Below are 12069 nucleotides of genomic sequence, written 5' to 3'. Positions count from 1 at the left end.
GAAGCCCGAAGGCCGTGTCAGTTAGTCTGTCGCTCAGAACGCCATCCGGTAGTATTTGACCGCAGATACATATTATATATATCACGGCAGAAATTGAACGGTTTTCATTCTTTACCCTCCCTGCAGAACATGTCCGCAGGATGTTTCTTGTACTACTCTTGTCTCTGTATATTTCAGTATCTCAAAGATCTCTTTCTTCAGTGCTCAGGGAGCGTCAGCTCTCAAAAGCGGATGCAAAAGTACGGGGTTTTCACCAAACCGCCAAATGTTTTCTGAAAAAAGTTTTAATTTTAGATACATTTTAACAGTCGTTTACATATTGAGTGACAATCTTACACCATTCACATTATTATATTTTACAAAAGAAATAAGCAGACTTATGACACAGGAACGGGAAATAAAACCGGCAAAGATGGATGAGAATCATACGAGAATGGCAAAATTCAAAGACCGATGGCAGAATTTAAAGGTGTTTGAATTCCAAAGGAAGAAAACAGCCGGCCGGATGCCGGTTACGACAGCCAAAGCTATGGTCAAGCCTGTCATGAAGCAGATATATTCATAAACGGCAGGATTAATACAAGGCTGTGCGGCAAGCCATACGGGCAGTCAGCAACGCCATAAAACGCTGACAGAATGGACGTTATAGGCTTTTTAAGCCGGCTTTATGCCAAGTGCAAAACACACCAATCAGAGGGCTGTCTGCAAAAGGGCACCTTTTAGGGGACAAAAGCATACCTTTTACACGATAAAAGGATAACAAACGGAACGCAAAAGCATAACTTTTGAAAAAGGAAAGAAAAGCTACCCTTTCTGAAACTTACGCAAACAGGAAAATGAAACGCCAAAAGCCCATGAACATATACAAAAAGAGCGCATCATTTAACGATGCGCTCTACATAATGTAACAGGCGGTTAAGTCCGTCAACAAGCGTTGCTCTCGGGCAAGCTATGTTTATGCGGACAAACGGCCGGTCGGTTTCTCCATAAATATCTCCGCCGTTAAGCCACAGCTTTTCGCCGTCCTTCAGTTCGCTGATAATGTCTGAAGACGTGCGGCCAAGCGCCGTGCAGTCTACCCAAACGAGATAAGTGCCCTCAAGACGAAGCACCTTAAGCATAGGCATATGAGCAGCAAAGAAGTCGCAAAGGTAATCATAATTAGACTTGATATACGGCAAAAGCTCGTCGAGCCAGCCTTCGCTCTCATTATATGCAGCCTGAAGAGCCACCACGCCAAATGGACCGACATCGCACACCTCGTTGATATTTATCGCGCGGTCGATCTTCTTACGGACAGTGTCATCGGCGGCTATGATGTTGGCTATCTGCAGTCCGGCAATGTTAAACGTCTTAGTCGGGGCCGTACATGTGGCCGAATTTGCAAGAAACTCGTCAGACAGCGATGCAAAAGGCGTATACTTATAACCCGGCATCACTATGTCGCAATGTATCTCGTCGGCAATAACGAACACTCCGTGGCGCAGACATATTTCGCCCATGCGGCGCAGTTCGTCGGGCGTCCACACTCTTCCTGCCGGATTATGAGGGTTGCAAAGCAAGAAAGCCTTTACCGAAGGATCAGCCACGCGGCGCTCAAAGTCCTCAAAATCAACAGAATACGTTCCGTCGGAATAAACCAGCTTGTTCTCCTCTATTATGCATCCGTTGTTACGGATAGACGAGAAGAAGCAGTTGTAGACGGGCGTCTGAACCAGCACTTTGTCGCCCGGCACGGTAACGGCCTTGATGACAGCCGACACAGCCGGCACCACTCCCGTAGTGTAAATGATCCATTCGGGACGGAAAGTCCAGCCATGACGGCGGGCAAACCAGCCAACTACGGCCGCATAATAAGATTGGGGCACATGCTCATAACCGAACACACCATGAGCGGCACGGCGCTGCAGCGCCTCGATTATGGCAGGAGCCGTGCGGAAGTCCATATCCGCCACCCACATCGGCAGCATGCCGTCGACATCTGTCTCGTCCCATTTAACACAGTCGCTCCCTCTTCGGTCGACTATCTCGTCAAAATTAAATTTAGCCATAACATATAATATAATAAGGTGTAAACTATGCAGGGGCTTCATTGTCAGACGCCCGGAACGGGCCACTGACACCCCTTGCGGCATGGCACCGACTCCGCCTGCATGGCAGCACAAACAGCCGGTGCCCCAAGAAAGACATGCCATAAACGGCAAAGCCTTTTGTAAGCATTGTTCAATGCCGCCACAAAATTACAAAAGAAAAACCAAACCGCATATACCTTTTTTACGGCATAATAAGGCAAAATCAACGAAAAGTATACAAAAATATATAAAAACCAATAAATCATAAAAAGTTTTTATTACATTTGCACAATTCAAACGAAAGGAACTGATTATAAAAAACAATAATAAAAATTTTTAAAAAGAAACAGAAATGGCAAACGTAAAACCTGCAGAAGGTAAACTGGGTATTTTAGTGGTCGGTTGTGGAGCCGTTTCCACAACATTCATGACCGGTGTTTTGATGGCCCGCAAAGGACTTGCAAAGCCTGTAGGCTCAATGACACAGTATGACAAAATACGCGTCGGAAAAGGCGAAAACAAGAAATATCTCGCATACGGAGACATCGTTCCGCTTACTAACCTCAACGACATCGTATTCGGTACATGGGACGTTTATCCCCAAAACGCATATCAGGCAGCAATGTATGCCGAGGTGCTCAAGGAGAAAGACATCAACCCCGTGCGTGAAGAGCTTGAGCAGATAGTTCCGATGAAGGCTGCCTTCGACAAGAACTATGCCAAAAGACTCGACGGCGACAACGTGAAAGACGCTGCCACACGCTGGGAAATGGTTGAACAGCTGCGCGAGGACATACGCTCGTTCAAGGAGAAAAACGGCTGCGCAAGAATCGTTGTTATCTGGGCTGCATCTACCGAAATCTATGTACCTGTATATGAGCCGGTACACGGCACGCTCGCCGCTCTTGAAAAAGCAATGAAGGAAGACGACCGCGAGCACATCGCACCGTCTATGTGCTATGCCTACGCCGCACTCGCAGAGGGCGCTCCCTTCATAATGGGTGCTCCTAACACAACTGTGGACATACCTGCAATGTGGGAAATGGCCGAGAAGACCAAGATGCCTATCGCCGGCAAGGACTTCAAGACAGGACAGACACTGGTCAAGAGTGGATTTGCTCCTATCATCGGTACACGCTGCCTCGGAATGAGCGGTTGGTTCTCAACCAACATTCTCGGCAACCGCGACGGTCTTGTGCTCGACGAGCCCGAGAACTTCCGTACAAAGGAGGTGAGCAAGCTGTCTACACTCGAAACAATACTCAAAGCCGACAAACAGCCCGACCTGTATGGCGACATCTACCACAAGGTGCGCATCAACTACTATCCTCCACGCAACGACAACAAGGAAGGATGGGACAACATCGACATCTTCGGATGGATGGGCTACCCGATGCAGATAAAGATAAACTTCCTCTGCCGCGACTCTATCCTTGCAGCTCCGCTGCTGCTCGACCTCTGTCTGCTCAGCGACCTGGCAGCAAGAGCCGGACGCTACGGCATACAGCGCTTCCTCAGCTTCTACCTGAAGAGCCCTATGCACGACTATACAAAGGGCGAAGAGGCCGTAAACGACCTGTTCAAGCAGTACACAATGCTGAAGAATGCAATCCGCGAGATGGGAGGCTACGAGGCTGATGAAGAAATCGACTAACAGAAAGCGAACATCACGTATAATCTTACAATCGCTGCCGGCAGTGCCGGTGGCGATTGTAGTTGTTATATACGTCATGTCATTAATGCCGCGCTCAACAAAAAAGATGGAACGCGGGGCAGCGCTGATTGAGCACAAGTCTTACTACGAACTCACGGTTTCGGGCAAGCCCGTGGCATGGTTCGACGCGCTGACAGACAGCTGCATGTCTGACAACATCATGCTTTCGGCCGACTCGTCGGTAACCAAGCGGAGCATAATCAACGGCTGCTGGGTGAACAAGTATGCCTTCATGCCGTCGTGTCACGGCATGATTCTGACAACCGACCCAGACAGCATGGCCTACAAGACACTGGCAGCTGCAAACAAGAACATCGGAAACGTGATAAAGAACACGGCCGAAAGACTTGAAAGTGCTATAAAATCGCTAAGCAAAAAGGACGAGGAACTGAGATACTATCTGAGCGTCCACAACGTAAACGACGACGGATACAACACGATGGCCTATCTTGACGGACGGCTGAAACAGCAGAAAGAACAGGCCGAAAAAGCCCTGGAAATCATCAGGAAAGCCCAAACGGGCAAAAATGCAGCCATAAGACTGGTGAGCAAATACACCCTGCTGCATAAAGACACGGCAGGACACACCGTAAGAATAGCCTGCAACACGATAACTCCTGCAAGCGAAAAGCCATTCAGAATAATACAGACATCAGACAAGCAAACGCCCGACAATGTATCGCCGACGTATCTTCATCAGTGGTTTACGCCTGCGACAGATGCAGAAAGAGGCATCATCGTGGCATCATATCCGGGCTGCATGCTCAGCCGCTATGACGTCATTGGGGCAAAGGCGACCACATTCAGCGGCAAGGCAACGGGCAAAAGCCGACACGACATTCCGCCGATGCTGGCTCCAGACGGGGCTGCCATATATACGTCGGACGGCCGCATGATGGGCATAAGCTATAACGGAAGAATAACAGGCACGGGAAACTTCGGCCTCGCACTTAAAAACTTGCTGCCATGAAGAAACTTATTTATATAGCTGCAACCGCAGCAATGCTGCTCATGTCGGCATGCTCGGTAAAGACTCCCGATGGCACGGGCGTCGTGAAGAACGGCGACTACTGCTACCGCGGAGAACTTTCGGGCGGCAAATACAACGGCTATGGCGTGCTGACATTTAAGGACAGCATAGTCTACAGCGGACAATGGAAAGACGGAAAGCGCGACGGACTGGGCCTGACCACCGACTCGCTGGGACGCACAGTGACGAGTATGTGGAGAGCCGACTCGCTTGTCAGAGGCATCAGAAACGACTCGGCAGGCACATACATCGGCGAGTTTAACGGCAAACTGGTGGAAGAAGGCCACGGCATATACTTCGGCAAGGACGGCAGCTTCTACAACGGCAACTGGAAAGACGGACTCTACAGCGGCTTCGGATGCTCCATGAGCGCTGCCGGAAAAGCCCGTACAGGCGAATGGAAGGCAGGAAAATTCCGCGGCGAGCGCCTGACCTACACGGCCGAAAGGATTTACGGCATTGACATATCACGCTACCAGCACGGCAAGGGACGCAAGAAATATCCCATTCACTGGAACAAAGTGCGCATAACACACCTTGGGAAAATAAGCCGCAAGAAAGTGAGCGGAACCGTAGACTACCAAGTGTCGTTCGTATACATAAAGTCAACCGAAGGCACGAGCGTGCGCAATCCATACTATCTGTCCGACTATCAGCAGGCTCGGAAGTACGGCATACACTGCGGTGCCTACCACTTCTTCTCTCACACTTCGCAGGCATCGAAGCAGGCATACTTCTTCCTGAAGCACTCGCGCTTCAGCAAAGGCGACTTCCCGCCGGTGCTCGACGTAGAGCCAACGCCGTCGCAGGTAAAGGCGATGGGCGGTCCGACAGCCATGTTCAGCCGCATACGCACGTGGCTAAACATCGTAAGACAGCGCACGGGAGTGAAGCCCATACTGTATGTCAGCCAGCAGTTTGTGAACCAATATCTGCCCGAAGCGCCCGACCTTATGCGCGACTACATGGTGTGGATAGCGCGCTACGGCGAATATAAGCCCGAAGTGAGACTGGTGTTCTGGCAGCTGTGCCCCGACGGAAGGGTTAGCGGAATAACCGGCGAAGTGGACATCAACGTGTTCAACGGATACCGCGACCAGTTTAACCAGTTTCTTATTAACGAAAGAATAAAGTAAACTTGTGAAGCGGCGGCATGGAGATTCCTGCAGAAGACGCCGAAAGACAAACGCCAGACCGGCTCCGAGAGCATGATATGTCATGGCCATATGATGCCTCAACGACATAAACAGCTCCCGGAACCGGTCATAAAGAAATCAGAATCTCTGGTCGAGAGTAAGACTAATCAGACTGTAACAAAAGCATAATAAGCATGCCACGCCGGCATGCCTGCCGCAAGACAGCGGCCAAAGAAACATATTCGCCCGCAGCCATTGGCCACGGGCGTTTTTTATTTATACCTTATTATTATCGTAACCTTTGCGTGTCCGTAACTGCCGGCGTACGCACCGAAGCTGTAAGGCGAGTCGCATTTAAGCATATAGACACGGTTCTGACGCGGACGGCTTGTGGTAAGAATCATCGTGAGGCCCTTACTGTCGCGTTTTTCCGTGAAGTCGCCGTTGGACGATTCAGCCTTGAACGCATCAATGAGGGCCTTTACACCCTTGTCGTAAAGCTCGAGCACCTTAACCACCTTCTGCACCCTGCGTGTGCGCGGATCGCGCTCCACTGCCGACGTAAATCTGCTCTGCCCTATCGCCGAATAGCGTTCCACCTGCCTGTCGATGCTGTTCTGGGCCATGGCGGCAAGCAGCGTGCCTAAGGTAAAAAACAATATTAGAATCAGTCTGCGTATCATGGTTACATTATTTTTAATCGTTCAACATCTCGCTTATGCGCCTGCGCTCTGACGGATCGTCAATGCTGTTGAGCACCTCCTGCTCCGCATTATCCGCAACATTTGCCGAACTGATGCGGCGCTCTATGCGTCCGGCATCGTCGAGAGCCTTCTCTATGTCGTCCTTTATCTCGCTGAGATCGTCTATGCGGTGGCCGTTCTCTATGACATAACTGCCGCCGTAGAGCCTTGCCAGATGCCTGTCTTCACGATAGCCGGCATAAGCCACCACGGCAGACACCACTATAAGCGCCACGGCTGCCGCGGCTGCCACACGCATAAGCACGCGGCGCAACTTCAGACGGCGGGGCTCTCCGGCCTGCATAGAGGCAAAGCCGGCAAACACTTCGCGATAGCCTTGAAGACGGGCGGGCACGCTGCGGCGGGCAAAAAACTCGTACAGCCGCTGCTCCTCCCTGAGCGTCGTCTCTCCGTCGAAGAATTTTCCGATAAGCCTTTCTATCTCTTTTATCTTACGTTCGTTCATATCCGTAGTTATGTATAAAGTCGTTACATATTATGCAAATACTGCTCTTTCACGGCCATTCGGGCCCTGCTCAGTGCCTTGCGCACCGCAGCTTCGGTTCCGCCCGTAAGCCTTGCTATGTCGGCCATCGACATGCCGTCGATATGGCGCAGGCGCAATATAATCTGCTGCGCAGGCGGCAGCGTGCCCACTATGGCCATCATGCGCTCTATCCGTTCGATGTCGGCCGAGGCATTACTGAGGTCAGGCACATCGGTAGTGTCGATGCTCAGCGTGTAATGATGACGTCGCAGATAGTCGATGCAGAGGTTATGCACCAGCACACGAGCCAGCGGAGCCATAGGGCTGCGCAGCTCGGCACACATAGCCCAAAGCTTCAGCATGGCGTCCTGCACGAGGTCTTCGGCACAGTCGGTGCCACCGAGCCATCGCGCGGCCATTGCCGTAAGTGCTGGTCTGAGGCTTAGAGCCTCTTTTTCGAATTCGTCTGCTGTCATCTAAACACTATTTTTGCTCAAACATTGCATCTGCCGGCATTGCCGGACATGCAGTCGCCATGTCAGTCGAAGTTGTTAAGCCGGCTCGTGTCTATCCTAGAAATGCCGCTGCCGCCTATATCTATCTTGTCGGCCGTGCCCGAAAGCGCTATGTTTCCGTTGCCGTTTACGCTGGCGGTTACGCTAAGGCAGTCGACATCCATATTAATCTTTGCCGCGCCGTTGCATTTTATGTTCATGCCGTCACCCTTGAATTTTCCGTTAATTACTCCTGATCCGGAGATGTTGAAGTCAACATTCTTGGCCTTAATGGCAAGTTCACAATTGTCAGCGCCACGACAATTCCAGAATATTTTATTTGCCTCAATACTGCCGCAGAGATAAACCGAACCTTTGTTGCTTACGTTCATGTCGCCCAAAACCTTCAGGTCAGATCTGCAACTATATGCCGCATAATTCTGCACATCAAATTTGCCTACTTCAAATCTGCCGTTGTTAGTAATGAAGCCTTTATTAACAATGTTATATGAGTCTGCCTTCAAATTCTCAATATCCAAATTCAGCGCCCCCTTGTTGTTTACGGTCAGGCTGCCTGTCTTCATGCTTTTTGCATGAAAATAGAAGAAACCGGAGCAACTGAGTCTGTCGATATTAGGAGCAGTGACATACAACTTGTACAGACCGGATTTATTCCCGTCATCATGAGGTTTCTTTGAAGACTTCACGACAAGCGTCTGTTCCTGCACGTCGAAGCAAAGTGCCTTCCAGGCATTCTCACTTCCCTCAAACACCACTTTATATTCAGAGCCTTGCGTGTAATACACACCAACAGAGCTTTCAACGTTTATTCCGTGGAAGTCTTTCAGCGGCAAGGTCTTCTTTATAATTCCGGAATCAGAATCTTTAAAGTTGTCATGCAGCTTAATGCCGGTTTTTTCCACTGCCATATTCTTGTTTGAACAGCCGCAGGCGATGAGCGGAATTGAGGCGATAAATGCCAAGAACAAATATAACTTAAACTTCATAATAATCTTATTTTAATGTTTCTATTCTGACATATGTACGCAAAACTATGCCGTTTGTGACATGAAACAACAAACTTTTTCTATCTTTTCTGCCGCATGAGCAGGCTATACGCTGCGCATACCGGCATCTGCCTGAATGACAGACAAGCCAGTCGACACGTCATTCAAAGTTGTTCAGCCGGCTCGTGTCTATCCTCGAAATGCCGCTGCCGCCTATATCTATCTTGTCGGCCGTGCCCGAAAGTGCTATGTTTCCGGTGCCGTTTACGCTGGCGGTTACGCTAAGGCAGTCGACATCCATATTAACTTTTGCCGCGCCGTTGCATTTTATGCTCATCACGTCGCCCTTGAACTTTCCGTTAATTTTCCCTGAACCGTCAATATAGAAATCAACATTTTTGGCATTAATGCCTATTTCGCACTTGTCAGCGCCATAGCATCTCCAATACAGATTGCGCGCCTCGATGTCGCCGCTGATACTGTTAGAGCCGTTGTTGCTTACGCTCATATCGCCTGAAACCTTCATCTGCGCGCTGCTGTTGTAGGCTCCGCTGTTGCTCAAGTCGAACGAGCCGGCGTCTATAACTCCGTTGTTTGTCAGCGCGCCGCTGTTTGACATGCGGCACGAGCCGGTTTTAAGCTGGTTAACATACAGCCTGAGTGCGCCGCTGTTGCTTACGGTCAGACTGCCGGTCTTCAGAGTTTTTGCCCTGAATGAGAACGAGCCGCTGCATGCTATGCGGTCGATGCGCGGAGCCGTGATATAAAGTTTGCAGTTGAGCGAGCCGATGTCTTTCCAGTTGTTTTTCTTCGAGAAGCCAACAACAAGTATTCCGTCAGACACCTTGAAGCTCAGATTATTAAAGTCGCAGCTGCGCCCTTCGAACTCCACCTTATATTCAGAGCCTTGCGTATAGTACACCTGGGCAGCGCTCACAACGTTTATCCCGTGGAAGTTTTTCAGCGACAGGGTCTTTCTTACGGTCTTTGAATCATGGTTTGAGAACAGGCCTGACCACACGGTGCCGGCATCTTCGTATGACACATTCTTGTTGGAACATCCGCCGGAAATGAACGGCATTACGGCCAATATTGCCGAAAACAGATATAACTTAAACTTCATCATAATCTTATTTTTAATGTTTCTTCTGTTATCAGTACGCAGAACGTTGCCATTTGTGACATGAAAAACTAACTTTTTTTCATTCCGGCATGAATTAATTTGCATCCGTCTGTGATGCGCCTTGCAACGGGGTGTGCAACGATCTGACTGTCAACGCGTTGCAAAAGACCATCTTTCGCCCTGCAAAAGGGCACCTTTTAGATGGCAAAAGGCCACCTTTCGGAATCCAAAAGGTGGCCTTTCGTAAAACTTGATGCCATATGCCCGGCGTAAAAGCCGTGCCACAGGCAGCGGATACCGGCAAGCGGCAGCATGCCTGTGGGCGCTTTAGCGTGTTTATTGAGATGTTTCTTTATGCCGTAGCTATGCCTGTCACCGGTTAAAACCCAAAGGTCTTGACAACCTGACCGCCGTAAGTGGCAATGCTGACCTGCACCTCGTCGCCTGCCGACAGCTCTATGGGGATATACTCCACGGGGATGCTCATGTAGAGCTTGGCCGAATAGTATTCGGGCACTGATGCCTGGTCGTGATACAGCGTGAGGCGCACAAGGCGCGTGCCGTCGGTGCGCGTGTCAATGCCGTCACATGCCATGCCAACCGTCTGCTGGCCGTACTCGCCGTCAACGGTGCCGGTCTTCACGCTCAGGTCGAGGTTGATGTATTTGCCGTTGTGGCTTTTCCATGCACTCTCGAACACCACGGGGTCGGTCTTCATGCCTCCCTTTATGTCGGCGGTTGCCGTAACCGCAGGCGTAAGCACCTGCGTCGCGCCCACCGGCTCGGCCACATACTGCCCATTACCGTCCTTCACCTTATTATAATATATAAGCGAACGGTAAGCCGTGTCGGGCTTTTCTGCCCAGTCGAACTTCACGCTCCGCGTAAGCCAGAGCCTCTCGTCGCGGTCGGTTACGATGCTCACCACCTTTGCCGACGCGTCGGTCTCGGCCTCAACAAAGTCGGCCACCATATACGACAGGCTGCCGTCGCCCGTGTCATAGCTGTCGCTGCTGCACGCCATGAGCAGTGCAACGAGCGGCATCAGCATAAAAAAACCGTCTTATTCTCACTCTGAAGCCTTTATAAAGTTCCTGGCCGGATTGGCATACATCGTGAGCATCCGCTCGCGCAGATATGCCTCGTCCTTGTTCTCAATATTTATTTTGGCCATCTGTCCGTCAAGATATTTCTCAAAGGCAGCCCTGTCCTCGTCTGTATATTTGTCGGCATGAGCCGTGCCGCCGTCGAGCGTGTCGAGCGCCACATAGTTGAGCGGATAGAGCCTGTAGTTGCGGTGAATCTCGTGGTCGATGTGTGCCGCAATGACGTCAAACACCTCCGTCTTGGGCATTTCGGGGTCGAGCGTGTCGAGCCATTCGTCGATGCACGGCGCACAATGATAATGCACGCGGCCCTTGTTGCCTGTTATTCCGGTCTGCATGCTCACTACATCGTCCTGTGCCGACTTCTTCCAGCCTGCAATGTCGCGCTTAAGCTGAAACTCCTGAGCCTTCAGGAAGTCGCATGGGTCGAGCTCATACGATATTGCCATCGGCACAATGTGCAGCCTCTTCAGCTTTTCCACCACGCTGCCCTTGCCTCCGCCCATGGCCATCATCTTCAGTATGGCCGGCTGCGTGCGGTCGTCAGAGTCCTTGGCGCGGCCTTCGCGCTGTGCAATCCAGATGTTGTCGTGCTTCTGCTCCATCACGAAGTACATATAGTCAGACATCACCTTGCTTGCGGCAAGCGTCTCGCGGGGCGACAGTCCGCGCTTCACGATGAACGACTTTACCACCCTTACCAGGTCTTTCACCCACGGCAGCGACAGCAGGTTGTCGCCTATGGCTATCTCGCAGGTGGTCTTGAATCCGTTGTCGATAAGTCCCTTGCCGAGGAAGGCAGGGTCGATCACTATGTCGCGGTGGTTGCTCACAAAAGTATAACGCCTGTCGACGCTTATGCACGAAATGTCCATCGAAAAGCCCTTCGTGAACGAATCGACAAGTTTCTGCAAGAAAGCATAGCAAAAATTCAACTGGAACTCAAAATTAGTCTTGCACGAGTACATCTTCTTCTCGATCATCTCAAACGGCACTCCGGGCAAAACAAACTCAATAACCTTCCTGAACTGCGGATTGGCCAGCAGCCTTTCATAAGCCTGAGGAAGCTCTTCCGGCTCAAAAGGCCGTATCTCGTCAAACTCAACCGGAACTTTCATAGTACGAAAAAATTTTATTGTTATTCTGTAAAACGGTTA

At 50.5% G+C, this 12069-nt stretch carries 12 protein-coding genes; 3 read left to right on the top strand and 9 right to left on the bottom strand.

All coding sequences use genetic code 11. The annotated features are described in order from the left end of the window. Positions 1-878: 878 nt before the first annotated feature. On the bottom strand, positions 879-2051 hold the full coding sequence (locus tag ACU52_RS08140) for a MalY/PatB family protein (protein ID WP_053398433.1): 1173 nt from the start codon (positions 2049-2051) through the stop codon (positions 879-881). A gap of 44 nt (positions 2052-2095) precedes the next feature. After that, positions 2096-2338 (bottom strand): hypothetical protein, encoded by a 243-nt coding sequence (locus ACU52_RS15080; protein ID WP_147630817.1) that lies wholly within the window; start codon positions 2336-2338, stop codon positions 2096-2098. Positions 2339-2424: 86 nt separating this feature from the next. Here ACU52_RS15080 and ACU52_RS08135 point away from each other — a divergent pair, with 86 nt between their 5' ends. From ACU52_RS08135 to ACU52_RS08125, 3 genes are all read left to right on the top strand, one after another. Next, entirely contained in the window at positions 2425-3726 is a 1302-nt protein-coding gene (locus ACU52_RS08135; RefSeq protein WP_021854806.1) for an inositol-3-phosphate synthase, read from the top strand. Positions 3727-3832: 106 nt separating this feature from the next. Further along, positions 3833-4756, top strand: coding sequence for a hypothetical protein (locus ACU52_RS08130; protein WP_147630816.1), 924 nt, complete (start codon positions 3833-3835; stop codon positions 4754-4756). Then, positions 4753-5952, top strand: a complete 1200-nt coding sequence (locus tag ACU52_RS08125) for a GH25 family lysozyme (protein ID WP_053398431.1) — start codon at positions 4753-4755, stop codon at positions 5950-5952. Before ACU52_RS08130 ends, ACU52_RS08125 begins: the two co-directional genes overlap by 4 nt. A gap of 272 nt (positions 5953-6224) precedes the next feature. On the opposite strand, the gene ACU52_RS08120 is transcribed toward ACU52_RS08125, so the two are convergent. The 7 genes from ACU52_RS08120 to ACU52_RS08090 form a co-directional block, all read right to left on the bottom strand. After that, the gene (locus ACU52_RS08120; protein ID WP_082335216.1) at positions 6225-6635 is read right to left on the bottom strand and encodes a DUF5024 domain-containing protein; all 411 of its coding nucleotides are present in this window, start codon (positions 6633-6635) and stop codon (positions 6225-6227) included. A gap of 13 nt (positions 6636-6648) precedes the next feature. Further along, positions 6649-7161, bottom strand: coding sequence for a hypothetical protein (locus ACU52_RS08115; protein WP_053398429.1), 513 nt, complete (start codon positions 7159-7161; stop codon positions 6649-6651). 23 nt (positions 7162-7184) lie between these two features. Then, positions 7185-7658 carry an RNA polymerase sigma factor gene (locus ACU52_RS08110; RefSeq protein ID WP_021854811.1) on the bottom strand — a complete coding sequence of 158 codons (474 nt, stop codon included), beginning with the start codon at positions 7656-7658 and terminating at the stop codon, positions 7185-7187. Positions 7659-7720: 62 nt separating this feature from the next. Then, positions 7721-8683, bottom strand: a complete 963-nt coding sequence (locus ACU52_RS08105) for a GIN domain-containing protein (protein ID WP_053398428.1) — start codon at positions 8681-8683, stop codon at positions 7721-7723. Positions 8684-8843: 160 nt separating this feature from the next. Then, positions 8844-9809 (bottom strand): GIN domain-containing protein, encoded by a 966-nt coding sequence (locus ACU52_RS08100; protein WP_053398427.1) that lies wholly within the window; start codon positions 9807-9809, stop codon positions 8844-8846. Positions 9810-10185: 376 nt separating this feature from the next. Continuing rightward, positions 10186-10857: a NigD1/NigD2 family lipoprotein gene (locus tag ACU52_RS08095; protein ID WP_053398426.1), complete on the bottom strand. Its 672-nt coding sequence runs from the start codon at positions 10855-10857 to the stop codon at positions 10186-10188. Between the two features lie 18 nt (positions 10858-10875). After that, positions 10876-12030: a 1-acyl-sn-glycerol-3-phosphate acyltransferase gene (locus ACU52_RS08090; protein WP_053398425.1), complete on the bottom strand. Its 1155-nt coding sequence runs from the start codon at positions 12028-12030 to the stop codon at positions 10876-10878. Between the last annotated feature and the right edge of the window lie 39 nt (positions 12031-12069).

Source organism: Xylanibacter rarus (assembly GCF_001275135.1).
GTDB classification, from domain to species: domain Bacteria; phylum Bacteroidota; class Bacteroidia; order Bacteroidales; family Bacteroidaceae; genus Prevotella; species Prevotella rara.
The sequence above is the reverse complement of the archived record's forward strand: the minus strand, read 5'-3'. Positions and strand labels throughout refer to the sequence as shown.